This is a genomic window from Streptomyces sp. NPDC052012 (genome assembly GCF_040689265.1).
GTDB lineage: Bacteria > Actinomycetota > Actinomycetes > Streptomycetales > Streptomycetaceae > Streptomyces.
Window position 1 is genome coordinate 159,622 of sequence record NZ_JBFAXA010000010.1, and the last position, 25,709, is coordinate 185,330.

Sequence of the window (25,709 nt, forward strand, 5' to 3'; positions counted from 1 at the left end):
TGGGGAGGGGAGTACGGGTGGCCGCGCCACTGCAGCTGACACGGATGCACCGGGTTCTCATCGGCGTGGTCGTCACCGGTGCCGTCATCATCGCCGGGATCGGCTTCGCGGGTTCGTACGCGGCCGTCCGTGAGCTGGCCCTGAAGAAGGGCTTCGGGGACTTCAGTTATGTCTTCCCGATCGGCATCGACGCGGGTATCTGCGTCCTGCTGGCCCTGGACCTGCTGCTGACGTGGATCCGCATTCCGTTCCCGCTGCTGCGGCAGACGGCGTGGCTGCTGACGGCGGCGACGATCGCGTTCAACGGTGCGGCGGCGTGGCCGGATCCGCTCGGCGTGGGGATGCACGGGGTCATCCCGGTGCTGTTCGTCGTGTCGGTGGAGGCGGCCCGGCACGCGATCGGCCGGATCGCGGACATCACCGCCGACAAGCACATGGAGGGCGTCCGCCTCACCCGCTGGCTGCTCTCGCCGGTGCCGACGTTCCTGCTGTGGCGGCGGATGAAGCTGTGGGAGCTGCGTTCGTACGAGCAGGTCATCAAGCTGGAGCAGGAGCGCCTGGTCTACCAGGCCCGGCTCCGCTCCCGCTTCGGCCGCGCCTGGCGCCGCAAGGCCCCGGTGGAGGCGCTGATGCCCCTGCGTCTGGCGAAGTACGGCGTCCCGCTGGCGGAGACGGCCCCTTCGGGCCTGGCGGCGGCAGGCATAGAGCCGGTCCTGATCCCCCCGCCGCCGGAGTCCAGCGCGGCTGCGGGCAGTCGTGCCGCTGGGGCGGCGCCCGTCCCACAGAAGGCGGCGCCTCCCGGCGAGCAGCGCCTGGAGCTGGAGCCTCAGCCATACGCCGGCCAGCACGACGAGCCACCCGCCGACCAGAACCCCTGGCTCCACGCCCGAGACCCGCGCACGGTCGAGTACCACGGCGACTACGACCCCACCTTCGACCCCGAGCAGTACGCCCAGTGGGACGAGGAGCAGCAGCACGCCGCCCAGTACCTCGACCAGTACCAGGAGGAGCCACCCCTCCCCGACCCCTCCCCGGAGGAGACCGGCAGCTTCCCCATCCCGGTGTCCCCGGGCCGCACCCGCGAGCTGGGTGAGGGCGGCGGGGCGCCAGGGCCGACGGAGGAGGACTTCTACCAGATCTTCCGTGAGTCGATAAAGAGCGGTAACGGCGCTCCGACCCCGCGCGGCTTCATCGCCGACGTCGAGGCGATCTACGGCGTCACCCTCGACGAGGCCGAGTCCAAGCGCATGATGAACCGCTTCTCCAACCGCCTGAACGCCGAGCTGACGGACGAGCACATCGCCTGACGGACACGACGCAGGGGGCGCCCGGCGAAGACCGGGCGCCCCCTGCGTCGTGGAACGGCTTACTCCCCGAGCAGGGCCTGCACCCTGTCCTGCCCCACCGCGAGCAGCAGCGTGGGCAGACGGGGACCGGTGTCGCGCCCGACGAGCAGGTGGTACAGCAGCGCGAAGAACGACCGCTGGGCGGTCTTGATCTCCGGCGGGAGCTCCTTGGGCGTGGCGTCGGCGGAGAACCCGGCCTGGACCTTGGGCACGCCGTAGACGAGGTGGGTGAGCCCGTCGAGGGACCAGTGCTGCTCGAGCCCGTCGAGCAGCAGCCGGATCGACTCGCGCGCCTGGTCGTCGAGGGACTTCAGCAGCTCGGTGTCGGGTTCCTGGCGGACGATGGTGCGCTGGTCGGCGGGGACGTGGGTGTTGATCCACGCCTCGGCCTTGTCGTAGCGCGGGCGGGCCTCGTCCAGGGAGGTCAGCGGGCGGGACGGGTCGAGCTCGCTGAGGATGCGCAGCGCCTGGTCCTCGTGGCCGGCGGTGATGTCGGCGACGGAGGCGAGGGTGCGGTACGGCAGCGGGCGGGGCGTCCTGGGCAGCTCACCGCTCGCCGTGCGTACCGCGCGGGAGTGCGCGGCGACGTCGGCGGGCAGGGCGGTGCCGTCGGCGACCTTGGCGTCGAGCCGGTCCCACTCGTCGTAGAGGCGCTGGATCTCCTGGTCGAAGGCGATCTTGAAGGACTGGTTGGGCTTGCGGCGGGCGTAGAGCCAGCGCAGCAGCTGCGGCTCCATGATCTTCAGCGCGTCGGCCGGGGTGGGCACCCCGCCTCGCGACGACGACATCTTCGCCATGCCGCTGATGCCGACGAAGGCGTACATCGGGCCGATCGGCTGCTTGCCGCCGAAGATGCCGACGATCTGTCCGCCGACCTGGAAGGAGGACCCGGGGGACGAGTGGTCGACGCCGCTGGGCTCGAAGATCACGCCCTCGTAGGCCCAGCGCATGGGCCAGTCGACCTTCCAGACCAGCTTGCCGCGGTTGAACTCGTTCAGCCGGACGGTCTCGGAGAAGCCGCAGGCGGTGCAGGCGTAGGTCAGCTCGGTGGAGTCGTCGTCGTAGGAGGTGACGGTGGTGAGGTCCTTCTCGCAGTTGCCGCAGTAGGGCTTGTACGGGAAGTAGCCGGCGGAGCCGGAGCTGCCGTCGTCCTCGGCGGCGGCGCCGGAGCCCTCGGCGGCCTCGATCTCGGCCTCGTCGACGGGCTTCTGCCGGGCCTGCTGCTTCTTCTGGTCGGCGGGCTTGGGCTTGGTGCGGTACTGGTCGAGGATCGCGTCGATGTCGTGCCGGTGCTTCATGGCGTGCAGGATCTGCTCGCGGTAGGCACCGGAGGTGTACTGCCGGGTCTGGCTGATCCCGTCGAACTCCACGCCCAGTTCGGCCAGCGACTCGATCATCGCGGCCTTGAAGTGCTCGGCCCAGTTCGGGTGCGGGGAGCCCTTCGGGGCCGGGACGGAGGTGAGGGGCTTGCCGATGTGCTCGGCCCACGTCTCGTCGATCCCGGCGACGCCGGCCGGCACCTTGCGGTAGCGGTCGTAGTCGTCCCAGGAGATCAGGTGCCGGACCTGGTGGCCGCGGCGGCGGATCTCGTCGGCGACGAGGTGCGGGGTCATGACCTCGCGCAGGTTGCCGAGGTGGATGGGGCCGGAGGGGGAGAGACCGGACGCGACGACGACAGGTTTGCCCGGGGCCCGGCGCTCCGACTCCTCGATGACCTCGTCCGCGAAACGGGAGACCCAGTCGGTGGTCTCGGTGCTCTGACCCACGATCGGCACGTCCTCTTTCTCTGAATTTCTCTGAATTCTCTGCAGCTGGTGGGAGGGTACTGACAGGTACTGACCACACCATTCTCCCAGACCACCACGCGCCCGGGAAAACGGCTTTACCCCCCGTGGGATACTGGCCGGGTCTATCCACCCCACGAGGAGAACGGCACCCTTACTTATGGCCCCGGTCACGTCCCTCAGCGACACCGTCCAGCAGCAGCTCGCGTCCGCGATCTCGGCCGTCCGGCCGGAGGCGGCCGCGGACCCGCTGCTGCGACGAAGCGACCGGGCGGATTTCCAGGCCAACGGCATCCTGGCCCTGGCGAAGAAGGCGAAGGCCAACCCGCGGGAGCTGGCGACCGAGGTCGTCGCGCAGGTGGTCACCGGTGCGGTGATCGAGGACGTCGAGGTGTCCGGGCCGGGCTTCCTCAACATCACGATCGCGGACCGGGCGATCACCGCGAACCTGGCGGCGCGGTACGCGGACGACACGGGCCGCCTCGGTGTGCCGTACGTGGAGCAGCCGGGCACCACGGTGATCGACTACGCCCAGCCGAACGTGGCGAAGGAGATGCACGTCGGTCATCTGCGTTCGGCGGTGATCGGCGACTCTGTGGTGAAGCTGCTGGAGTTCACCGGCGAGAACGTGGTGCGCCGGCACCACATCGGCGACTGGGGCACCCAGTTCGGCATGCTGATCCAGTACCTGGACGAGCACCCGCACGAGCTGGACCACAAGGACGCCGAGGTGACCGGTGAGGAGGCGATGTCGAACCTCGACCGCCTCTACAAGGCCGCGCGCAGGCTGTTCGACTCCGACGAGGAGTTCAAGACGCGGGCCCGGCGCCGGGTGGTCGACCTCCAGGCGGGCGATCCGGCCACGCTCGCCATGTGGCAGAAGTTCGTCGACGAGTCGAAGATCTACTTCTTCTCCGTCTTCGAGAAGCTGGACATGGAGATCCGCGACGCGGACATCGTCGGCGAGTCCGGCTACAACGACATGCTGGCGGAGACCTGCCGGCTGCTGGAGGAGTCGGGTGTCGCGGTGCGCTCCGAGGGCGCGCTGTGCGTGTTCTTCGACGACATCAAGGGCCCGGACGGCAAGCCGGTCCCGCTGATCGTGCAGAAGTCGGACGGCGGTTACGGCTACGCGGCGACGGACCTGTCGGCGATCCGGGACCGGGTGTTCAACCTGAAGGCGGACAGCCTCATCTACGTGGTGGACGCCCGCCAGTCGCTGCACTTCAAGATGGTCTTCGAGACGGCCCGGAAGGCGGGCTGGCTGAACGACGACGTGAAGGCGTACCAGCTCGCTTTCGGCACGGTGCTCGGCAAGGACGGCAAGCCGTTCAAGACCCGTGAGGGCGAGACGGTGCGGCTGGTGGACCTGCTGGACGAGGCGATCGACCGGGCGTCGGCGGTCGTGCGCGAGAAGGCGCAGGACCTGTCGGAGGAGGAGATCGCCGAGCGGGGCGCCCAGGTGGGCATCGGCGCGGTGAAGTACGCGGACCTGTCGACGTCGGCGAACCGGGACTACAAGTTCGACCTGGACCAGATGGTGTCGCTGAACGGCGACACGTCGGTCTACCTCCAGTACGCCTACGCCCGGATCCGTTCCATCCTGCGCAAGGCGCCCGAGGACGTACGCCCGGTGGCGCACCCGGAGCTGCCGCTGCACGAGGCGGAGCGGGCGCTGGGCCTGCACGTGGACGCGTTCGCGGAGACGGTGGCGGAGGCGGCCCGGGAGTACGCCCCGCACAAGCTGGCGGCGTATCTGTACCAGCTGGCGTCGCTGTACACGTCGTTCTACGACAAGTGCCCGGTGCTGAAGGCCGAGTCGCCGGACCAGGTGGCCAACCGCCTGTTCCTGTGCGACGTCACGGCGGCCACGCTGCACCGGGGCATGGAACTGCTGGGCATCCGCACCCCGGAACGCCTCTGAGCTCCGCCCGTACGGGCACGGGTGCGGCCCGTCCTCTCCCCCGAGGCGAGGACGGGCCGCGGTCGGTGTCGGTCCTGGGGCCGGCTCAGCAGTACGGCTTGGAGTCGGCGGCGAAGTCCTTGAACGCCGCCTTGGTCTTGGCTCCCGCGATGCCGTCGATCTTGCCGGTGTAGCCGTGGTGCTTCTTCAGGTCACGCTGCAGCGCCTTGATCGTGTCGGGGCCGACGATGCCGTCGATCTTGTCGCCGTAGCCCCAGTGCTTCTTGAGCCAGCGCTGCAGCGCCTTCCAGCTGTTGGTGCCGAGCTTGCCGTCGAGGGCGCCCTTGTAGCCCCAGTAGTCCTGGATCCAGCACTGGACGTACCGGGCCTGCGGGGTGCTCAGGCCGAGGTTGTTCACGGCGAGCGGCGCCTGCTGGAGACCGACCGCGCCGGCGCGGGGCTGCTCGGCCGGGGCGGCGGCGCTCGTGGCGGCCGTCGCGAGGCTTCCGCTCGCGATCCCCACGGCGGCGGTGACACCGACGAGGGCCTTGGTCATGGCTCGCATTCGTTTCCCCCTTCGAACGGGCGGCACCGGTCTGTGCGACCGGCTCGGCGACGAGACTGCCGGGCCGGGGCCACCGCCCGCCACGATTGCCGCAGAAGTGACGTCAGAGCGGGACGTCCCATCTCCTGACCTGCGCTGACGCGGTGCGCCGGGACGGTGTCGCGGGACGGCTGCGACAGAGCTGTGGCCGATTCGGTGCGGGTACGGGAACCGCTGTCCGGGGCGTGCCGTGGATGCTGTTGCAGAATGCGACGGGGACGGACCGTGAACGCGAATGGGGGGAACATGTCGCGTTGGAAAGGGCTGCCCGCTGAACTCGACCCGCGTGTGCGGCACTTGGTGGTGCTCTTACGCCGGCTGAAGGACCACAGCGGACTGAGCATGCGCCAACTCGCCGCCAAGACGGGGTACAGCGCGTCGTCGTGGGAGCGGTATCTGGGCGGCAGGTCACTGCCCCCGAGGGAGGCGGTCGAGGCGATCGCCGCGATCACGGGCGAGGATCCGACCCGCCTGGTGGCCCTGCGCGAGGTCGCGGCGGCGGCGTGGACGGGCGGACAGCAGCGCCCCGAAGGGGCGCACGACAGTACCGGGATGCGGCTGGACCACGAGGCGCGACCGGCCTCGGACGACCCGCGACCCGCACACGACCACCCCGTACCGCACGGCCCGCGGCCCGCGCACGACCACCCCGCACCGCACGACCCCCCACCCCGTGGGCGCTCCCTCCGTGTCACGCTCGCCGCCGGCGTCGTCGCGCTGGTGGTGGCGGGAGCCTCGGCGACCGTACTGGTCGCCCGGCTCACCGGGGACGAGGGGCACGCCGCGCGGACCTCCGCCTCGGCGTCCGCACCGGCCGCACAGGCGCCCGCACGGTCGGCACCCTCGTACACATGCCGGGTGGAGCGGGTCGACGGCCACTGGTACGCCGGCCACAGCCGCACCCGCGACGCGATCCTGTGGACCGGCCACGCGGGGCCGAAGGTCGCCGAGGCTCAGTGCCTGCTGCGCAGGGCGGGCTTCTCGCCGGGCGACATCGACGGCATCTACGGCCCGCTGACCGAACGGGCCGTCAAACGGCTGCAGAAGAAGGCCGGCCTGGTGGTCGACGGCATCGTCGGCCCGCACACCTGGGGGGCGTTGCGCAGATGACGCCCTCACCGGAACGCTCGGAACTGACGGCCGCGCTGCGGGAGCTGAAGCGCCGCACCGGCCTGAGCCTGACCCGCCTGGAGGAACGCACCCCGTTCAGCAAGTCCTCCTGGGGCCGCTACCTCAAGGGTGAGACCCTGCCTCCGCGCGAGGCCGTACGGGAGTTGTGCCGGCTGGCGGGCGAACCGGAGGGCCACTGCCTGGCGCTGTGGGAGCTGGCAGAGTCGGAGACCAGGGGCCGCGCCGCCCCGGCGCCGGCCGAGACCCCACGGGAGCCGCCAGCCCAGCCGTCACCGGCCCCCTCACCGGCCCCGGCACCCGAGCCTGCGCCCGAGGACCCCGCCGTCCCGCCTCACAAGCCCACCCGGCACGGATCACGGCGCATCGCGGCGGTGACGGCAGCCGTGCTGACCGCTGCCCTGGCCTCGGCGGTGACGGCGGTGCTCGTCCTCTCGGGGGACCCCGCGCCCGAGACCCCCCGGGCGCCCACCCCACCACCGGTCACCCCGCCCGCGGACCCCCGCTGCCGTGACGCCGCCTGCGAGGCGAGGGACCCCATGAACATGCGGTGCGGCTCGGGCACCCGCACCCTCGCCACCCACCGCACCGCCACCGGCGCACACCTGGAGCTGCGCCACAACCCGCGCTGCGGCGCGAGCTGGGCCCGCATGTGGTCCACCGAGGTGGGCGACCGCCTGGAGATGACCGCGGCCGGCCCCACTCACTCCGCCGAGGTGGTGGACGCGCTCGACGCGCGGAACTACCTGTACACACCCATGACGACGACGGACCCGGGCACGGTCGTACGGGCCTGCTTCCGGCCCGCGAGCAAGGCGCCGCGGGAGTGCTTCGAGGCCACCGTCCGCTGACGGTCCGTCTCAGCCCGGCAGCCGCACGCCGTCCGGTGCGTCGACGCCGAAGTCCTCGCTGAGCAGGCGCCGGATCCGCGCCCCGTCGGTCACCTCCCGCCGCGTGACCGTGCCGTCGGCGCGGGTCTCGGTGAGGCGGGTGCCGTCGATCAGGAGGTGACGGTCGGGGGTGAGGCTCTGGACGTAGACGCGGTGGCTGAACGGGGAGCGGGGGTTGGTGGCGATGTGCCAGTTGATGACCTCGAAGTCGGCGGGCTCGAACGGCTCCACGGTGAAGGCGTACTGCGCCTCCCAGCCGCCCGCGCAGGCCCCGTACGCCTCCAGGACCCACAGCTCCAGCGGTCCGGTGTGCGGTGCCTGCACCAGCCGGTGCCGGCGCCCCATGTCGTGGAACTCGGTGCCGGTGACGAGCGACACCGGCTCCAGCAGCGCGCCGATCGCGCCGAAGCCGACGTCCGCGAGGTGGGGCCGGTCGTCGCCGGGGACGTCGACGAGCAGCGCCATGTGGGTGCGCGGGCGGCTCTCGATACGGTCGGCGCCGACGACGACCCGTGCGGCCAGCCGGGTGACCCGGAAGCCGAGCGTCTCCAGGGCGGCCGCGAAGAGGGTGTTGTGCTCGTAGCAGTAGCCCCCGCGCCGGCTGTGCACCAGCTTCGCCGTCAGGTCGGCCAGGTCGAGGGAGGGAGCCACACCGCGCACGGGGTCGAGGTTCTCGAAGGGGATGGCCCACGCGTGAGCGGTCTGCACGCCCCGCAGGGTCGCGAGATCGGCCCGCCGCTCCCCCTCCCAGCCGATGCGCTTGAGATAGGCGTCGAGGTCGAAGGACGTCGTCGATACGGTCTCAGGCATACCGCCACCGTACGAACGTTCCCGTCCCGCACACCTGCCCCACGGACGGGTCCGCCCTCGTCCCTTGACCCTAGGGCCTCGGCCTCAGCCCCGCTCGGAGCCTGCGCAGGCCCTCCGTGATCTCCTCCGGGGTCTGGGTGACGAAGCACAGCCGCAGGGTGGCGCGGTCGGGGTCGCCGGCGTAGAAGGGGGCGCCGGGGACGTAGGCGACGTTCTGGCGGACCACCTGCGGGAGCAGCGCGGTGGTGTCGTACGGCTCGGGAAGCCGGGCCCACAGGAACATGCCGCCCTCGGGCCGGGTCCAGGCCGAGCCGTCCGGCAGTGCGGCGGGCAGTCCGGCGAGCATGGCGTCGCGACGTGCGCCGTACACGGTGGCCACGCGCCGGACGTGGGCGTCCAGGTCGTGGTCGGCGAGGTAGCGGGCCGCGGCGAGCTGGTTGACGGTCGGGGTGTGCAGGTCGGCGGCCTGCTTGGCGACCGCGCAGGCCCGCCGCAGGCCGGCGGGGGCGCGCAGCCAGCCCAGGCGCAGGCCGGGCGCCATGACCTTGGAGAAGCTGCCGAGCAGCACGGTGCGGTCCTCGGCCCCCGGCAGCGCGGCGATCCACGGCGCCCGCTCGCCCTCGTACCGCAGCTCCCCGTAGGGGTCGTCCTCGACGATCCACAGCCCCCGCCGCGCGGCCACCTCGGCGACGGCGGCCCGCCGCTCGACGGGCAGGGTGCGGCCGGTGGGGTTCTGGAAGGTGGGCACGAGATACAGCAGCTTGGGCCGTTCCCGCGCCACCAGTTCGTCCAGCGCGACCGGATCGAGCCCGTGTTCGTCCCCCGGCACGGCGACGACGCGCGCCCCGGCCAGCCCGAAGGCCTGAAGTGCCGCGAGGTAGCAGGGGCTCTCGACGAGCACGGTGTCGCCGGGTTCGATCAGGGCGGTGGCGAGCAGGGAGAGGGCCTGCTGGGATCCGGTCGTGACGAGCAGGTCATCGGCGTCGGTGGGCAGTCCGCGGGTCCGGCTCCGCTCGGCGAGGGCGGCCCGCAGCGCGGGCTCGCCCTCGGTCGTGGAGTACTGCAGCGCCTGCGCCGGCGTCTCCTCGAGCACGGCCCGGTACGCCGCCGCGATCCCGTCGGCGTCGAACAGCTCGGGCGCCGGCAGCCCGCCCGCGAAGTTGATCACCTCGGGCCGCCCGGTCACCGCGAGGATGTCCCGTACGGGTGACCCCCCGACGGTCCGGGCCCGCGCGGCGAGCTGCGGCACGGGGGCGGTGGCGGACGCGGGCTCGGTGACGGTCATGACACGGCTCCTGGGGCTGGGGCGACGGCACGTCCCCGCAGCCTAGGAAATACCTGCCTCCTACACGCACACTTTCCGCGATCCGGACGCGCTCCGCCTCACTGTCCGGCGCCGAGCTTCTGCGCGACCTCCGTCGCCCAGTAGGTGAGGATGTTGCGCGCACCGGCCCGCTTGATGCCGGTCAGGCTCTCGAGGACGGCGCGGTCGCGGTCGATCCAGCCCTTCTCCGCGGCGGCCTCGATCATCGCGTACTCGCCGGAGATCTGATACGCCGCCACCGGCACGTCCACCGTGTCCGCGACGCGGGCGAGGATGTCGAGGTAGGGGCCGGCCGGCTTGACCATCACCATGTCGGCGCCCTCCTCGAGGTCCAGCGCCAGCTCCCGCATCGACTCACGGACGTTCGCCGGGTCCTGCTGGTAGGTCTTGCGGTCACCCCGCAGGGAGGAGCCGACGGCCTCCCGGAAGGGGCCGTAGAAGGCGGAGGCGTACTTCACGGTGTAGGCGAGGATCGCCACGTCCTCGCGGCCGATCTGGTCGAGGGCGTCGCGGATGACACCGATCTGGCCGTCCATCATCCCGCTGGGCCCGACCACGTGCGCCCCGGCGTCGGCCTGCACCTGTGCCATCTCGGCGTACCGCTCGAGGGTGGCGTCGTTGTCGACCCGGCCCTGCGCGTCGAGCACGCCGCAGTGCCCGTGGTCCGTCGTCTCGTCGAGGCACAGGTCGGACATGACGAGCAGGTCGTCCCCGACCTCGGCCCGCACGTCCCGCAGGGCGACCTGGAGGATGCCGTCCGGGTCGGTCCCCGGCGTCCCGACCGCGTCCTTCTTCGACTCCTCCGGCACCCCGAACAGCATGATCCCGGAGACCCCGGCCGCCACGGCCTCGGCCGCGGCCTTCTTCAGGCTGTCCCGGGTGTGCTGCACCACCCCGGGCATGGAGGCGATCGGCACCGGCTCGCTCACCCCCTCGCGGACGAAGGCGGGGAGGATGAGGTCGGCGGGGTGCAGCCTGGTCTCGGCGACCATCCGACGCATCGCGGGAGTGGTCCGCAGACGCCGCGGCCGCGTGCCGGGAAAGGATCCGTACGTCGTCATACCGCCTACGCTACGCCCGCCCGGGCACCACCTTTGCCGACGCGGAGTCGGCGCGGAGCGGTGCGTGAACCCAAGGGCCGCCCCGCATGCGCCCCACGAACCGGGGGCCCATCCTGGTGGGAGGAGCCCACGCCCGGCCCCGCCCTGGACGGACCCCGACGGCCGCTCGCCTCGCGCCGTACCGCGGCGTCTGACCAGCAGTCCGCCGCCGTCCCTCCGTACACGCGTCACGGAGGACGAGATGACCACCGCCCCGCACCTGCCCGATCTGTTCGCCCTCTCGGAGATCCGCGGCCCCGTCCTGCGCCCCGGCGACGACGGCTACGCGGAGGAGGTCACCGGCTTCAATCTGGCCGCCCTGCGCACCCCCGACGTGGTCGTGGGCGCGACCGGCGCCGACGACGTCGTGACCGCGCTGCGCTGGGCGTCGGCCACCCGCACCCCGGTCGCCGTCCAGGCCACCGGTCACGGCGCCAACTTCCCCATCGACCACGGTCTGCTGATCAGCACCGCCCGGATGACGGACGTGGAGATCGACCCGGAGCAGCGCACCGCGACCGTCGCCGCCGGCGCGAAGTGGCGGCACGTCCTGGACGCCGCCGCGGAACACGGGCTGGCCCCCCTCTGCGGCACCTCCACGGACGCCGGAGCGGTCGGCTACACCGTCGGCGGCGGTCTGCCGGTGCTCGGCAGGACCTACGGCTACGCCGCCGACCTCGTCCGCTCCTTCGAGGTCGTCACGCCCGACGGGACAGCACGCGTGGCGGACGCCGAACACGAACCCGAGCTGTTCTGGGCGCTGCGCGGCGGCAAGGGAAGCGTGGGAGTGGTGACGTCCCTGGTCACCGGCCTGGTCCCGCTGCGCACGGTGCTCGGCGGCGGCATCCACACGCGCGGCGAGCACGCCGAGGCCCTGCTGACCGCCTGGGCGGCGTGGACCCGCACCGTGCCGGAGGAGATGTGCAGCGCGTTCGCCATGATGCGGCTGCCGCCGATCCCGCAGATCCCGGAGCCGCTGCGCGGCGGCTTCTGGGCGCGCGTCGCCGTCGCGTGGACCGGTGACCCGGCCGAGGGCGAGCAGTTGCTGGCTCCGCTCCGCGCGGCGGCACCGGTGGAGGTCGACACGGTGGAGGAGATGCCGTTCACGGCCGTCGACGGCATCCACATGGAGCCCCAGGACCCGCTCCCCGCCCGGGAGTCGTGCTCCCTGCTGCGCGACCTGACCCCTGACGCCGTCCGGGCGTTCCTGGGCCAGGTCGGTCCCGCCGTCCCGGACTGCCCGCTGCTCTTCGCCCAGCTCCGTCACATGGGCGGCGCCCTGTCCCGCCCCGCCGCGACGGAGGACGCGATCTGCGCCCGCGACGCGGACTACCTCCTGGAGGCCGTCGCCGTCCTGGGCGCCCCGCCGGACGCGGAGGCGGTCGAACGCGCCACGGCCGCCCTGCACACCGCGATGTCCCCGTACGGCACCGGCCGCACGATGGTCAACATCCACGGCACCCCGGGCGACGCGTCCGACCGCGCCCGGGCCTGGACCCCGGAGACCTGCACCCGCCTACGCCGAGCCAAGGCAACGTACGACCCGACCAACCTCCTCCGCTTCGGCCACACGGTCCCGCCGGCCCCGACCGCTACGTAGCTGCGGGCAGTCGTGCCTCCCCCAGTGTCTTAAGGGCCTGGGAGGTGCCCCCAGGGCGATGGGGGTCCCCCCGCTCGAGCGAAGCCGAGAGTGGGGGAGGGTGGGCGCAGCGGCACCCTGCGAGCGCGGGCAAGCGACACCTACCCCGGCCGCCCCCAACCCCGGCGTCGAACTCAAGCAACCCTCGAGCAACGCCGCGTCACCGCCGACGCCGATGCAACGCAATCGCCGCCGCAGTGCCACCGGCAACCGCCCCGACCCCCGCAGCCGCCGGAATCCCGACCTTCGCCGCTTTGCGCCCCGTGCGGTAGTCCCGCAGCCGCCAGTCCATCGCACGGGCATGCTTGCGCAGCTTGGTGTCGGGGTTGATCGCATACGGGTGCCCGACCAGAGACAGCATCGGGATGTCGTTGTGGGAGTCGCTGTACGCGGCGCAGCGCGAGAGGTCCAGCCCCTCCGCCGCGGCCAGCGCCCGCACCGCCTCCGCCTTCGCCGGGCCGTGCAGGGGTTCGCCCACCAGCTTGCCCGTGTACACGCCGTCGACGGACTCCGCCACCGTGCCCAGCGCCCCGGTCAGTCCCAGCCGCCGGGCGATCACCTGGGCGATCTCCACCGGCGCGGCCGTGACCAGCCACACCTTCTGACCGGCGTCCAGATGGGCCTGGGCCAGCGCCCGCGTGCCCGGCCAGATCCGCTCGGCCATGTACTCGTCGTAGATCTCCTCGCCGATGGACTGCAGTTCGGCGACCCGGTGTCCCTGCACGATGGACAGCGCGGAGTCCCGCGCCTCCTGCATGTGCTCGGGGTCCTCGACGCCCGCGAGCCGGAACCACGCCTGCTGCCAGGCGAACCGCACCAGCTCGCGCGTCTCGAAGAACTTCCGCTTGTACAGTCCCCGCCCGAAGTGGAAGAGCGCCGCGCCCTGCATCACCGTGTTGTCGAGGTCGAAGAACGCCGCGGCCCGCTCGTCGCCCTGAACCGGGAACTCCGGTTCACGGTCGGGAACTTCGCGGTCGAGGACGTCCGTCGTGGATTTGCGTGCTGCCTCCGCCGAGGCCTCGCCTGCCAACACGCTCCGCGCCGTGGCGGAGCGCCTACGGGGAGTGAGCCATCCGAGAGCGGCCATGGCGTGAGCATAGCCAGTCAGTTCGGTGTTTCCGGAGTCGAGAGGTTTGAACGTCGTGAACTCTACGCGTCCGTGTCGTTAAAGCGGGCGCGGGACAATGGCGGACATGAGCCCCCTCTTCAACCGCAGGACGCCGCGGGATCACCTCGTCACCCTCATCCGCAAACCCGGCTGTCACCTCTGCGACGACGCACAGGTCGTGATCGAGAAGGTCTGCGCCGACCTCGGCGTGCGCTGGGAGCAGAAGGACATCACCCAGGACCCGGAGCTGCACGAGCAGTACTGGGAGCAGATCCCCGTCGTCCTGGTCGACGGCCGCCAGCACACGTTCTGGCGCGTGAACGAGGACCGCCTCCGCAGGGCCCTCGCGGACTGACCGGCCAGTACAAACTGGCCGGAATGTCGCTTAGGATCGATGGCGGCTAGGTCTCGGGGGCGGGATTCACAGAGGAGAGTGTGCTGTTTTGCCCCCGGAAGAAAAGGAACGGCTCGGTGCCCGTGCCGGTTCCCCGCCACACCGCCGGACCCGCGTGACTCGGGTCACGTTGGCCGGGCAAATCGGACACCATCTTTGTGCACGCGTTCACAAAGACATAGCCTGCTGTCGACGGGGCGGTCCTGGGACGTTCGACCGCCTGAAGCCCCGCTCTACCCGCAGGAGCACCGTGGCAACTGGCCGAACTCACCGACCGGCGACCCGTAGCCGAGGGATTCCCGAGGCCACCGTCGCCAGGCTTCCGCTGTACCTCCGCGCCCTGACCGCGCTCTCGGAGCGCTCGGTGCCCACGGTCTCCTCGGAGGAGCTGGCGGCGGCCGCGGGCGTCAACTCCGCGAAGCTGCGCAAGGACTTCTCCTACCTGGGCTCCTACGGGACCAGGGGCGTCGGCTACGACGTCGAGTATCTCGTGTACCAGATCTCCCGCGAACTCGGCCTGACCCAGGACTGGCCGGTTGTGATCGTAGGAATCGGTAACCTCGGCGCCGCCCTCGCCAACTACGGCGGCTTCGCCTCCCGCGGTTTCCGGGTCGCCGCGCTGATCGACGCCGATCCCACGATGGCCGGAAAGCCCGTCGCCGGGATCCCCGTGCAGCACACCGACGAGCTCGAGTCGATCATCCGCGACCAGGGCGTGTCCATCGGTGTGATCGCCACCCCCGCCGGCGCCGCCCAGCAGGTCTGCGACCGGCTCGTGGCCGCCGGGGTCACCTCCATCCTGAACTTCGCGCCGACCGTGCTGTCCGTCCCGGACGGCGTCGACGTGCGCAAGGTGGACCTCTCCATCGAGCTGCAGATCCTCGCCTTCCACGAGCAGCGCAAGGCCGGCGAGGAGGCCGCGGCCGAGACCGCCGCCGGAGTGCCGGCCCCCGCCGCCACACAGCAGACCTCCGCCACCGACCAGGGGCCCGACGGGGACGTACCCGCCGTGATGCCGGCATGAGCCTTCTCGTCGTAGGGCTGAGCCACCGCAGCGCCCCGGTCAGCGTGCTGGAGCGGGCCTCACTGAGCGCGGACGCGCAGGTGAAGCTGCTCCAGGACACGGTCGCCGCCGAACCGGCCGCCGAGGCCGCGGTGCTCGCCACCTGCAACCGCATCGAGCTGTACGCCGACGTGGACAAGTTCCACGCCGGTGTCGCCGAGCTGTCCACGCTCCTCGCCCAGCACAGCGGGGTCGGCCTGGACGAGCTCACCCCTTATCTCTATGTGCACTACGAGGACCGGGCGGTCCACCATCTGTTCTCGGTGGCCTGCGGGCTGGACTCGATGGTCGTGGGCGAGGGCCAGATCCTCGGCCAGATCAAGGACTCCCTCGCCCGCGCGCAGGAGCTGCACACCGCCGGGCGGCTGCTGAACGACCTGTTCCAGCAGGCCCTCAGGGTCGGCAAGCGCGCCCACTCCGAGACCGGCATCGACCGCGCCGGGCAGTCCCTGGTCACCTTCGGCCTGGAGCAGCTGGCCCTCGGAGCCCCGGTCGAGACCTGGGCCCGGGACAAGAAGGCCCTGGTCATCGGCGCGGGTTCGATGTCCTCGCTGGCCGCGGCCACGCTCGCGCGGGCCGGGGTCGCCGAGATCGTGATCGCCAACCGCACGCCCGACCGCGCCGAGCGCCTGGCTCAGATCCTCACGGAGGGCGACGACACGGACGTCCTGGCCCGCGCGGTCCCGATGGGCTCGGTGCCGTTCGAGCTGACACGTGCCGACGTCGTCGTCTCCTGCACGGGCGCCACGGGCCTCGTCCTGACGGCCGACACGATCGCCGCGGGCGTCGAGAGCCGTACGGGCGAGCAGCCCGCCGACCTCGGCGACGAGCCGTCCGCGCAGACCCCCCTGCCGGCGACCTCCGCCGGCACCGACGAGGGCTGCCCGCTGGACCTGTCCGCCGTGCAGCCCGGCTTCTCCGTGATGGGCGAGGCGGCCGTGGCCGGCATGGACGCGGCCACCCTGGAGCAGCACGCGGCCTGGGTCGCCGGCGGCGCTGTCGACCGGCGGGGTGGGGGTACCTCCCACGCCGTTCAGGCAGTGGGGGAGGGGCGCCGCGGGCCCGAGGCGGACGCCGAGCTGATCGGCGCCCTGGCCGCGACCGCGGCGAGCGTCGGCCGGATCCCCGAGCGGCGCCGCCCTGAGCCGGTGGCCGAGCCGCCGCGCCCGGAGCCGGTGCTGTTCCTGCTGGACCTCGCGATGCCGCGGGACATCGACGCGGCCGTGCACCGCCTGGCCGGGGTGCGGCTGGTCGACATCGAGTCGCTCGCGGAAGCCTCCGCGGACGCTCCGATGGCTGCCGATGTGGACCAGGTCAGGCGTATCGTCTCCGACGAGGTCGCGGCGTTCGGGGCGGCTCAGCGGGCCGCGCACATCACGCCGACCGTGGTCGCCCTGCGCACCATGGCCGCCGATGTGGTGGCCGGCGAGATCGCCCGGCTGGAGGGGCGGCTGCCCGGCCTCGACGACAAGCACCGCGCGGAGATCACCCAGACCGTGCGGCGCGTGGTCGACAAACTGCTCCACGCGCCGACCGTACGGGTCAAGCAACTGGCCGCCGAACCCGGCGGCGCCGGGTACGCGGACGCGCTGCGCACCCTGTTCGACCTCGACCCCGAGACGGTGGCCTCCGTCTCCCGGGCCGAGGACAGCACCACCGAGAAGGACCGAGGGCCGGCATGACTGACAAGGCACTGAGGCTCGGGACCAGGCGGAGCAAGCTCGCCATGGCCCAGTCCGGGCAGGTCGCGGAGGCGGTCGGCCAGGTCACCGGGCGGCCCGTGGAGCTCGTCGAGATCACCACGTACGGCGACGTCTCCCGCGAGCACCTCGCGCAGATCGGCGGCACCGGCGTGTTCGTCGCCGCACTGCGGGAGGCGCTGATGCGCGGCGAGGTCGACTTCGCGGTGCACTCGCTGAAGGACCTGCCGACCGCGCAGCCCGAGGAGCTGGCCCTGGCCGCGATCCCGGTGCGCGAGGACCCGCGGGACGTGATCGTCGCCCGGGACGCCCTGAAGCTGACCGACCTCCCGCGCGGGGCGCGCATCGGCACCGGTTCGCCGCGCCGCATGGCCCAGCTCAACGCGTACGCCCGCACCCACGGCATGGACATCGAGACCGTGCCGATCCGCGGGAACGTCGACACCCGGATCGGGTACGTCCGCAAGGGGGAGCTGGACGCGGTCGTCCTGGCCGCCGCCGGGCTGAACCGGATCGGGCGCAGCGACGAGGTGACCGACTTCCTGTCGGTCGACACGGTTCTGCCCGCCCCCGGCCAGGGGGCACTGGCGATCGAGTGCAGGGCGGGGAACACCGCCCAAGACGCTGACCTGATCGCCGCGCTCGCCGAGCTCGACGACCCGTTCACGCGGGCCGCCGTGACGGCCGAGCGATCACTGCTCGCCGCCCTGGAGGCCGGTTGCAGTGCACCTGTGGGTGCGCTGGCCGACCTTCTGGCCGACGGGCAGATTGTCAAGGAAATGCGCCTGCGGGGCGTCGTCGGCACGACCGACGGCTCGACGCTGGTGCAGCTGTCCACCACCGGTCCCGTGCCCGAGACGCAGGAGGCGGCGACGGCACTCGGTCGCGAACTCGCCACCGAGATGCTCGCGCAGGGCGCGGCCGGTCTGATGGGGGAGCGAGCACATTGAGCCCCACCACCCTTCCCGCCCCTCCGGAACACGGGCACGTCACCTTCCTCGGTGCCGGACCCGGGGATCCGGGACTGCTGACTCTGCGCGCCGTGGAGGCGCTGGCGAACGCGGACGTCCTCGTCGCCGAGCACGAGGTGCTCGACGTCGTACGCCGGCATGCCAGGCAGGGCGTCGCCGAGGTGCACACCGACACGGACGCGGCGGACTCCTCCGCGGCTTCCGCTCCGGGCACAGGCACGCCTCAGCTGACGGTTGTTGACGGCGCGTCAACAACCGCCGGCGGCCCCGCTGTGCGGGATGCCGCACATCTTGTCATGGAGGCCGCGCGGGGCGGCAGGCGGGTCGTGCGTGCGGTGTCCGGCGATGTCGGCCTGGACGCCTACGCCGCCGAGGAGATGCTGGCCTGCGCCGCGGCCGGGGTGCCCTTCGAGGTCGTCCCCGGTATCGCGACCGCCGTCGGTGTGCCCGCGTACGCCGGTGTGCCGCTGCGGGACGCGCAGGGCGCGGACGTCCGCTTCGTGGACGCGCGCACGGCGTCCGACCGGTGCTGGACGGAGGTCGGGGCGTCGGACGGCACGGTGGTCGTCTCCGCCACGCTGGACTCCGTGGGCGCGGCCGCGGGCGAACTGGTGTCCGCCGGTCGCAAGCCCGACACCCCCATGACGGTGACGGTCGCCGGTACGACGACCCGCCAGCGCACCTGGTCCGCCACCCTCGGCACGATCGCGCAGACGCTGAAGCAGGCGAAGGTGCTGCCCTCCCCGGAGGGCGGCCGGCCGGTGATAGCCGTGGTCGGTGAGCGTTCCTCCGCCGCCCAGCGCGACCAGCTGGCGTGGTTCGAGTCCAAGCCGCTGTTCGGCTGGAAGGTGCTCGTGCCGCGCACGAAGGAGCAGGCGGCGTCGCTCTCCGACCAGCTGCGGTCCTACGGTGCCGTGCCGCACGAGGTCCCGACGATCGCCGTCGAACCCCCGCGCACGCCCCAGCAGATGGAACGGGCGGTCAAGGGCCTGGTCACCGGCCGCTACGAGTGGATCGCCTTCACGTCGGTCAACGCGGTGAAGGCGGTCAGGGAGAAGTTCGAGGAGTACGGCCTCGACGCCCGCGCCTTCGCCGGCATCAAGGTCGCCGCGGTGGGCGAACAGACCGCCAACGCGCTGATCGCCTTCGGCGTGAAGCCCGACCTGGTGCCGAGCGGCGAACAGTCGGCGGCCGGCCTCCTGGAGGACTGGCCCCCCTACGACCCGGTCTTCGACCCGATCGACCGCGTCTTCCTCCCCCGCGCCGACATCGCCACGGAAACCCTGGTGGCCGGCCTGATCGAGCTGGGCTGGGAGGTCGACGACGTCACGGCCTACCGCACGGTCCGCGCCTCGCCGCCCCCGGCGGAGACCCGCGAGGCGATCAAGGGCGGCGGCTTCGACGCGGTCCTGTTCACGTCCTCGTCGACGGTCCGGAACCTGGTCGGCATCGCGGGCAAGCCGCACAACGTCACCGTGATCGCCTGCATCGGCCCGGCCACGGCGAAGACGGCCGAGGAACACGGCCTGCGCGTCGACGTCATGGCCCCGGAGCCGTCCGTCCACAAGCTGGCGGAGGCCCTGGCCGACTTCGGCATGCGCCGCCGCACGGCAGCCCTGGAGGCAGGCGACCCGGTGACGCGCCCGAGCGAGCGGAGGCCGGGGGCGCGCAGGCGCCGGTCGACGACATGAGGTCGTACGCGTGAATTGGTGGCGGAACCCGTCGTAGCAACGGGTTCCGCCATCGCGCGTTGTGGTCCTGGACAGGTGGCCGAGGGGCGACGGTGGACGGTTTGCCCGTCGGCCCGTCCAAAACCGCCGGTGACCTGCGCTCTGCGCAGCGCATGCGCTGAGCATGACGTCGGATTCCTCAAAACGCTTGTCAACCATCCTTGTTCATGTCATTCTGCAAGGCTTTGCTCATCGACATGGCGACCAGAAACCTGGGGGGAAGCACATGGTGACGGCGGTGGTTGGCGGTCCGTCCGGCGGGGACGACAAGCAGGTCGCACGGTTGGCCGCGGGCTCGCCCAACTTCGGTCACCTGCTGGGGCACGAGCCTTTACTGGTGACGCTGGGCTGCTCCGCCGAGTCGTACGTCCACACCGATCCGCACGCGGCCATGGTGAAGGCCCGCCTCTTCGGCGAGGTCATGACCCGGCACCTGGTCACGCTCCTCGGCCTCACCGTTCCCGGGCCCCGGCAGGTTGACCGGATCAACGCGCTCACCCGGTCCGGTGTGCTCGTTCCGCAGGTGAGGGCTTGGTTCGAGGCGATCCGGACCACGGGCAACAGGGCCGTTCACGAGTACTACGCCAACGTCCGCGAAGCGCTCCAGTCCGTGGAGCTGTGCTTCCGCCTCGGTGACTGGCTGCACCGCTCCCTCGACCAGTCGGACACCACGCACAGGGTGTTCCTGGCGCCCGCACCGCCCTCCGCCGCGCCGGCGCCCACGACCGTTGCCGACCAGCACGAGCTGGAACAACTGCGTACGGAACTCGACGCCTACCGCCGTAAGTTGGAGGAGGCCCGGCTCAGCTACGACGGTAAGCAGAGCCGCCTGGAGCGTGAGCAGGCTGCCCGTGAGCAGGCCGAGGCGGAGTTGGCCCGTGCCGAGGCCGAACGGGCCGCACTGCACGACCTGATCGCCGAGCTGAGCGACAAGATCACCGAACTCACGGCTCCGGCCATGGAGTCCCGTTCGGCCGCCCGCCCGCTGGACGGCGCCTCCCAGCGTGACGAGTTCATCGCGCACGCGCAGAAGGCCGCCCGCCCGCCGATGAGCGAGGCTCAGGTCCGGGCGGAGCTGGACCGGATCCTGGAGAAGGCGGGCTGGGTCGTCCAGGACGACACCGCCAAGAACCTCTTCGCGGGTAAGGGCGTCGCCGTTCGGGAGGTCTCCACCGCTGTTGGCCGCGCCGACTACCTTCTGTACGTCGACCAGCGCCTGGTCGGTGTCATAGAGGCGAAGCGGGAGGGGGCCGACCTGGAGGCCGCCATGGAGCAGGCCTCCCGTTACGCCACCGGCCTCACCCGCAGCCAGCAGCTCAGCGCCTGGCGGGCCAGCCTGCCCTTCCGGTACGTCGCCGACGGCAACACCGTCCGTTTCCACAACGCGCTCGACCCGTCCCCGCGCACGCGTGAGGTCTTCGCCGTGCACCGGCCGGACACGATCGCCCGCTGGATCGAGGAGGCCGAGGCCGACCCGACCGCGCCGACCCTGCGCGCGCGTATGCGCCGCCTGCCGCAGACCTTCCTCGACCCGGAGGACCTGCGTCCGGCCCAGGTGAAGGCCATCAATGGTCTGGAGCGCTCGCTGGCCAAGGACGACCCGCGCGCCCTGATTCAGATGGCGACCGGCGCCGGCAAGACGTACACGGTGGTCAGCGAGAGCTACCGGCTGCTCAAGCACGCCGGTGCCAAGCGCATCCTCTTCCTGGTCGACCGCAACAACCTCGGCAGCCAGGCCGCGACGGAGTTCGAGAACTTCGACACCCCGGACGACGGCCGCAAGTTCACCGAGCTGTACGTCGTGCAGCGGCTGGCCGGGGACACCGTACTGGGCTCCGCGCACGTGGTGGTCTCCACGGTGCAGCGGCTGTGGCTGGCACTGACGGGTCGCGAAGTCCCGAGCGCCGACAGCGAGGACGCGGCCCTGGACCGCTACGACTTGGTCGACGAGCCGGTGGAGGTCGGCTACAACCCGGACCTGCCGCCCGAGTCCTTCGACCTGATCGTCGTGGACGAGTGCCACCGCTCCATCTACGGCAAGTGGCGCGCGGTCCTGGAGTACTTCGACGCCCACCTCGTCGGCCTGACCGCCACCCCGGTCAAGCAGACCTTCGGCTTCTTCTTCCAGAACCTGGTCAGCGAGTACCCGTACGAGCAGGCCGTCGCCGACGGCGTCAACGTCGACTTCGACGTCTTCCGGATCCGCACGGAGCTCGGAGAGAACGGCGGGACGATCCCCGCGGAGACGGTCGTCCCGATGCGGGAGCGCAAGACGCGGCGCGAGCGGTACCAGGAGCTGGAGGAGGACCTGGAGTGGAAGGCGTCCCAGCTGGGCCGTCAGGTCATCAGCAAGGGGCAGTTGAAGCTCGTCGTCGAAACCTTCCGCAAGCACCTGTTCACGGACATCTTCCCTCCGGTGGGCGAGGGGGAGCTCCAGCGGGCCCGGACGCACGTGCCCAAGACGCTGATCTTCGCCGTGGACGACAACCACGCCGATGAGATCGTCCAGATGGTGCGCCAGGTCTTCGGCGAGAGCGATGACTTCTGCCGGAAGATCACGCACGCGGCGAAGCGACCGGCCGAGCTGATCAAGGCGTTCCGCAACAGCCCCGAGCTGCGGATCGCGGTGACCGTCGACATGATCGCCACGGGAACCGACATCCCGCCGCTGGAGTGTGTCTTCTTCCTGCGGGACGTCAAGAGCTGGGCCTACTTCGAGCAGATGAAGGGACGGGGCTCCCGGACGATCGACCCGGCGGAGTTCCAGGCCGTCACGCCGGACGCCGAGGTGAAGGAACGGTTCGTGATCGTCGACGCGGTGGGCGTGACGGACTCCCCGCGCGTGGACGCGCGCCCGCTCGTCAGGGTCTCCGAGCGGAAGATCCCGCTGGAGCGGCTGATGGCGAAGACGGCGGGCCTGGCGATGACCGAGGACGAGGTCGCCACGCTGGCGGGCCGCCTGGCACGCCTCGACCGGCAGCTCACGCCCGAGGAGCGCGAGGAGGTCGAGGAACTCGCCGGCCAGCCGCTGCGGGAAATCGTGGGCGGGCTGGTCCGGTCCGTCGACCCCGACCAGCAGGAGCGGGCCCGGCGGATCGGCGGGCAGGCGCAGGTACGGCAGGAGATGCTGGACGCGCTGAAGCCGATCGCGTCGAACCGTGAGCTGCGAGACCGGCTCATGTCCATGCGTCGCGCCCACGACATCGTCATAGACGAGGTGAGCGTGGACGAGGTGAAGGAGGCGCGCGGCATCACGGCCGATGAGCTGGCGATGCGGCGGGTGACGTCCTGGCAGCAGTACATCAAGGAGCACCAGGACGAGATCGCGGCCTTCAACATCGCGTTCAGCGAGCGGCGCGATCCGAAGGAGGTCTACCGCCGGCTGAAGGACCTCGCCCGCAAGATCGAGCGTCCCCCGTTCCAGTGGACTCCGGGACGGCTGTACGACGCGTACGTACAGCTGGGCAAGGCGGCTCGGCATCCGCGGGGGGCGGCCGGCGTGGTGGATCTCATCGGACTGCTGCGGTTCGAGCTGGGGCTGGAGGAGGAGGTACGGCCGTACCGGGCGCTGGTGGAGGAACGGTACGCGGCGTGGCGGGCGCGTCAGGAGCAGGCGGGGGCGGTGTTCACGGAGGACCAGGTGTGGTGGCTCGACCGCATGGTCGACGTGATAGCGACGGATGCCGCGATCGAGCCCGAGCATTTGAAGGACGTACCCTTCATCGAGCGTGGTGGCGTGGACGGGTTCCTTCGTGAGTTCGGGGCGGATCGGGGGGCTGAGATTTTGGATGAGCTTGGACGGGAGTTGGGTGCGTGAGCGAGGGCGGTAATCCTTCGGAACTGCCGAAGGGGTGGGTCCGGGTCCGGCTGGATCAGGTTGCCGAAGTGCGGCTTGGTCGGCAGCGATCGCCCAAGAACCACTCCGGTACGCAGATGCGCCCGTACCTGCGCGCTGCGAACGTGGACTGGAATGGGCTCAAGCTGGACGACGTGAAGGAGATGAACTTCACGGATGATGAGGTCGCTGTCTACGGGCTGAAGGAGGGAGATATCGTACTGAGTGAGGCGTCTGGCAGCGCCTCCGAGGTCGGTAAGCCCGCTATCTGGAACGGTGAGATCGCTGACTGCTGCTTCCAGAACACACTGATTCGAGTTCGCAGCTATGGGGTTGACCCGTATTTCCTTCTGCATTTCCTGCGGGGGGAAGCCAAGCGTGGAGCATTTGTAGAACATTCGCGTGGCGTCGGCATTCACCACATTGGTGTGGCGCGTTTGGCGGCGTGGGAAGTCCCTGTGCCCCCGTTGGAGGAGCAGCGGCGCATCGTCGCAGCTACTGAGAGCCAGATCGCGGTTGTTGAAAGAGCAGAAGCAGCGATCCAGTCTGCCCTAGATCGCGCGAGTGCACTCCGTCGCTCACTCTTCTCTGTGGCTTTTAACGGGCAGCTCGTCTCGCAGGACCCTGACGATGAGCCGGTTGAGGAACTGCTGGCTCGAATTAAGGTGGCGAGTGAAGCAGCTGCTAAGGCGAAGAACACTCGACGTCGGAGCGCTCGGCCTGTATCCGCTCGGGGCAAGGCGGCCCACAGCGGTGAGGAAAATAGTGATCGGCAGTCGATTGAGGCCAGCCTCGCTGCCACTCAGCCCACCCTTGACCTGGAGATCCCCTCGTGACCACGACCGAGGCCCGTCGGCTCGTCGACAAGCTCTGGAGTTACTGCCATGTCCTGCGGGACGACGGTGTCTCCACCATCGACTACGTTGAGCAGTTGACGCTTCTCGTCTTCCTGAAGATGGCCCACGAGGCACAGTCCCGCCCGCCGATGTTCCGCGAGCAGATCATGCCCGAGGGGTCGGTCTGGGAAGGACGTGGCTGGCCCGAGCTGCTGAACAACGACGGCGCCGAGCTCGAAGCCGCCTACACGCAGCTCCTCGAAGACCTCGGCAACCAGCGCAAGGGCACCACCTTCCACCTGATCTTCAACGGGGCCCGTAACCGCATCCACGACCCCGCGAAGCTCAAGCGCTTGGTCAAGGACCTGATCGACAAGGAGAACTGGTCCGGTCAGAAGACCGACATCAAGGGCGACGCCTACGAGGAACTGCTTTCCCGTGGCGCGGAGGACGTCAAGTCGGGCGCCGGTCAGTACTTCACCCCGCGTCCGCTCATCCAGGCCATCATCGACTGCGTTCGCCCCACCCCGGACGACACGATCACCGACCCCGCCAGCGGAACCGGTGGCTTCCTGCTCGCCGCCGCCGAGTACATCCTCCAGGAGTACGGCAACCGGCTCACCCCTGAGCAACGCAAGCACCTCAGCAGTGGCGGCATCTGGGGCACCGAACTGGTCAGGAACACCGCCCGTCTCGCCGCGATGAACCTCTTCCTGCACGGCATCGGTCAGCCCACCGGGCCCACCCTCATCCATGACCGTGATGCCCTCATCTCCCCGCCCACCAAGCGCGCAAGCCTGGTCCTGGCCAACCCGCCCTTCGGCAAGAAGTCGTCGATCACCGTGTACGGCGACGACGGCTCTGCCGCCCGCGAGGCGATCGCCTACGAGCGCCGTGACTTCTGGGTCACCACGACCAACAAGCAGCTCAACTTCGTCCAGCACATCGCCTCGCTGCTGGAGATCCACGGCCGGGCGGCGGTCGTCGTCCCTGACAACGTCCTCTTCGAGGGCGGCGCGGGTGAGACGATCCGTCGGCGCCTGCTGAAGGAGTACGACGTCCACACGTTGCTGCGCCTGCCCACCGGCATCTTCTATGCGGGTGGCGTCAAAGCCAACGTGCTGTTCTTTGAACGCAAGCCGGCCAGACCCGAGCAGGCGTGGACCGAGAAGCTGTGGGTCTACGACTTCCGTACCGCCCAGCACTTCACCCTCAAGCAGAACCCGCTCACACGGGCCCACCTCGAAGACTTCGTGCAGTGCTACCGCCCTGACGAGGACCGCTCCAAGCGGGTCGAGACGGAGCGCTTCAAGGCGTACACGTACGACGAGCTGATCGCACGGGACAAGGCCAACCTCGACATCACTTGGCTCCGCGACCCGAGCCTCGACGACGCGGACAACCTGCCCGCGCCCGAGGTGCTGGCCGCCGAGATCGTCGAGGATCTTCAGGCCGCGCTGGAGGAGTTCGCCGCGATCGCAGAGACCTTGCAGCAGGCCCGGCGGGAGGGCTCGGCGGAGCAGGCGGCTCCGGTCGCCGACTGA

Annotated in this window: 19 protein-coding genes; 13 read left to right on the forward strand and 6 right to left on the reverse strand. The window is 70.9% G+C overall.

What is annotated here, in order from left to right:
• Positions 1-17 precede the first annotated feature (17 nt).
• A complete protein-coding gene (locus AB0412_RS19055) occupies positions 18-1,307 on the forward strand; it encodes a DUF2637 domain-containing protein (protein WP_366403721.1) in 1,290 nt (429 codons plus the stop codon).
• A 59-nt stretch (positions 1,308-1,366) separates the two neighbouring features.
• Here the strand turns inward: AB0412_RS19055 and lysS are convergent, their stop codons facing one another.
• Positions 1,367-3,121 (reverse strand): lysine--tRNA ligase, encoded by a 1,755-nt coding sequence (lysS, locus tag AB0412_RS19060; protein ID WP_366403722.1) that lies wholly within the window; start codon positions 3,119-3,121, stop codon positions 1,367-1,369.
• Between the two features lie 169 nt (positions 3,122-3,290).
• Between lysS and argS the strand changes: the two genes are divergently transcribed.
• Complete coding sequence (gene argS, locus AB0412_RS19065) at positions 3,291-5,054, forward strand: arginine--tRNA ligase (RefSeq protein ID WP_366403723.1); 1,764 nt, start codon at positions 3,291-3,293, stop codon at positions 5,052-5,054.
• Between the two features lie 85 nt (positions 5,055-5,139).
• Here argS and AB0412_RS19070 read toward each other — a convergent pair whose 3' ends face one another.
• On the reverse strand, positions 5,140-5,598 hold the full coding sequence (locus tag AB0412_RS19070) for a peptidoglycan-binding domain-containing protein (RefSeq protein WP_366403724.1): 459 nt from the start codon (positions 5,596-5,598) through the stop codon (positions 5,140-5,142).
• A 285-nt stretch (positions 5,599-5,883) separates the two neighbouring features.
• Here AB0412_RS19070 and AB0412_RS19075 point away from each other — a divergent pair, with 285 nt between their 5' ends.
• Positions 5,884-6,747: a peptidoglycan-binding protein gene (locus tag AB0412_RS19075; RefSeq protein ID WP_366403725.1), complete on the forward strand. Its 864-nt coding sequence runs from the start codon at positions 5,884-5,886 to the stop codon at positions 6,745-6,747.
• The gene (locus tag AB0412_RS19080) at positions 6,744-7,616 is read left to right on the forward strand and encodes a DUF2690 domain-containing protein (protein ID WP_366403726.1); all 873 of its coding nucleotides are present in this window, start codon (positions 6,744-6,746) and stop codon (positions 7,614-7,616) included. The genes AB0412_RS19075 and AB0412_RS19080 overlap by 4 nt, the downstream gene beginning before the upstream one ends.
• A gap of 9 nt (positions 7,617-7,625) precedes the next feature.
• Here AB0412_RS19080 and AB0412_RS19085 read toward each other — a convergent pair whose 3' ends face one another.
• The 3 genes from AB0412_RS19085 to hemB all read right to left on the reverse strand — a co-directional run bounded on the left by AB0412_RS19085 (position 7,626) and on the right by hemB (position 10,850).
• Complete coding sequence (locus AB0412_RS19085) at positions 7,626-8,465, reverse strand: arylamine N-acetyltransferase (RefSeq protein WP_366403727.1); 840 nt, start codon at positions 8,463-8,465, stop codon at positions 7,626-7,628.
• 70 nt (positions 8,466-8,535) lie between these two features.
• Positions 8,536-9,750, reverse strand: coding sequence for a PLP-dependent aminotransferase family protein (locus tag AB0412_RS19090; RefSeq protein WP_366403728.1), 1,215 nt, complete (start codon positions 9,748-9,750; stop codon positions 8,536-8,538).
• A 98-nt stretch (positions 9,751-9,848) separates the two neighbouring features.
• Positions 9,849-10,850 (reverse strand): porphobilinogen synthase, encoded by a 1,002-nt coding sequence (gene hemB, locus AB0412_RS19095; RefSeq protein ID WP_366403729.1) that lies wholly within the window; start codon positions 10,848-10,850, stop codon positions 9,849-9,851.
• Between the two features lie 241 nt (positions 10,851-11,091).
• Between hemB and AB0412_RS19100 the strand changes: the two genes are divergently transcribed.
• Entirely contained in the window at positions 11,092-12,489 is a 1,398-nt protein-coding gene (locus tag AB0412_RS19100) for an FAD-binding oxidoreductase (protein ID WP_366403730.1), read from the forward strand.
• 199 nt (positions 12,490-12,688) lie between these two features.
• Here AB0412_RS19100 and AB0412_RS19105 read toward each other — a convergent pair whose 3' ends face one another.
• Positions 12,689-13,615, reverse strand: coding sequence for an HAD-IB family hydrolase (locus AB0412_RS19105; protein ID WP_366403731.1), 927 nt, complete (start codon positions 13,613-13,615; stop codon positions 12,689-12,691).
• A gap of 97 nt (positions 13,616-13,712) precedes the next feature.
• Here AB0412_RS19105 and AB0412_RS19110 point away from each other — a divergent pair, with 97 nt between their 5' ends.
• The 8 genes from AB0412_RS19110 to AB0412_RS19145 all read left to right on the forward strand — a co-directional run bounded on the left by AB0412_RS19110 (position 13,713) and on the right by AB0412_RS19145 (position 25,709).
• A complete protein-coding gene (locus tag AB0412_RS19110; protein ID WP_366403732.1) occupies positions 13,713-13,991 on the forward strand; it encodes a glutaredoxin family protein in 279 nt (92 codons plus the stop codon).
• Positions 13,992-14,280: 289 nt separating this feature from the next.
• Entirely contained in the window at positions 14,281-15,054 is a 774-nt protein-coding gene (locus AB0412_RS19115) for a redox-sensing transcriptional repressor Rex (RefSeq protein ID WP_366403733.1), read from the forward strand.
• Positions 15,051-16,775, forward strand: coding sequence for a glutamyl-tRNA reductase (locus AB0412_RS19120; protein ID WP_366403734.1), 1,725 nt, complete (start codon positions 15,051-15,053; stop codon positions 16,773-16,775). The genes AB0412_RS19115 and AB0412_RS19120 overlap by 4 nt, the downstream gene beginning before the upstream one ends.
• On the forward strand, positions 16,772-17,743 hold the full coding sequence (gene hemC / locus AB0412_RS19125) for a hydroxymethylbilane synthase (protein WP_366403735.1): 972 nt from the start codon (positions 16,772-16,774) through the stop codon (positions 17,741-17,743). The genes AB0412_RS19120 and hemC overlap by 4 nt, the downstream gene beginning before the upstream one ends.
• Positions 17,740-19,455, forward strand: a complete 1,716-nt coding sequence (locus AB0412_RS19130) for a uroporphyrinogen-III synthase (RefSeq protein WP_366403736.1) — start codon at positions 17,740-17,742, stop codon at positions 19,453-19,455. The genes hemC and AB0412_RS19130 overlap by 4 nt, the downstream gene beginning before the upstream one ends.
• A 277-nt stretch (positions 19,456-19,732) precedes the next feature.
• Positions 19,733-23,311 (forward strand): DEAD/DEAH box helicase family protein, encoded by a 3,579-nt coding sequence (locus AB0412_RS19135; protein WP_366403737.1) that lies wholly within the window; start codon positions 19,733-19,735, stop codon positions 23,309-23,311.
• Positions 23,308-24,165, forward strand: a complete 858-nt coding sequence (locus AB0412_RS19140; RefSeq protein WP_366403738.1) for a restriction endonuclease subunit S — start codon at positions 23,308-23,310, stop codon at positions 24,163-24,165. The genes AB0412_RS19135 and AB0412_RS19140 overlap by 4 nt, the downstream gene beginning before the upstream one ends.
• The gene (locus AB0412_RS19145) at positions 24,162-25,709 is read left to right on the forward strand and encodes a class I SAM-dependent DNA methyltransferase (protein WP_366403739.1); all 1,548 of its coding nucleotides are present in this window, start codon (positions 24,162-24,164) and stop codon (positions 25,707-25,709) included. Before AB0412_RS19140 ends, AB0412_RS19145 begins: the two co-directional genes overlap by 4 nt.

Coding starts and splice junctions, on each gene's coding strand:
- argS (WP_366403723.1), top strand. CDS start 3,291: ATGGCCCCGGTCACGTCCCTCAGCGACACCGTCCAGCAGCAGCTCGCG.
- AB0412_RS19070 (WP_366403724.1), bottom strand. CDS start 5,598: ATGCGAGCCATGACCAAGGCCCTCGTCGGTGTCACCGCCGCCGTGGGG.
- AB0412_RS19075 (WP_366403725.1), top strand. CDS start 5,884: ATGTCGCGTTGGAAAGGGCTGCCCGCTGAACTCGACCCGCGTGTGCGG.
- AB0412_RS19080 (WP_366403726.1), top strand. CDS start 6,744: ATGACGCCCTCACCGGAACGCTCGGAACTGACGGCCGCGCTGCGGGAG.
- AB0412_RS19085 (WP_366403727.1), bottom strand. CDS start 8,465: ATGCCTGAGACCGTATCGACGACGTCCTTCGACCTCGACGCCTATCTC.
- AB0412_RS19090 (WP_366403728.1), bottom strand. CDS start 9,750: ATGACCGTCACCGAGCCCGCGTCCGCCACCGCCCCCGTGCCGCAGCTC.
- hemB (WP_366403729.1), bottom strand. CDS start 10,850: ATGACGACGTACGGATCCTTTCCCGGCACGCGGCCGCGGCGTCTGCGG.
- AB0412_RS19100 (WP_366403730.1), top strand. CDS start 11,092: ATGACCACCGCCCCGCACCTGCCCGATCTGTTCGCCCTCTCGGAGATC.
- AB0412_RS19105 (WP_366403731.1), bottom strand. CDS start 13,615: ATGGCCGCTCTCGGATGGCTCACTCCCCGTAGGCGCTCCGCCACGGCG.
- AB0412_RS19110 (WP_366403732.1), top strand. CDS start 13,713: ATGGCGGACATGAGCCCCCTCTTCAACCGCAGGACGCCGCGGGATCAC.
- AB0412_RS19120 (WP_366403734.1), top strand. CDS start 15,051: ATGAGCCTTCTCGTCGTAGGGCTGAGCCACCGCAGCGCCCCGGTCAGC.
- hemC (WP_366403735.1), top strand. CDS start 16,772: ATGACTGACAAGGCACTGAGGCTCGGGACCAGGCGGAGCAAGCTCGCC.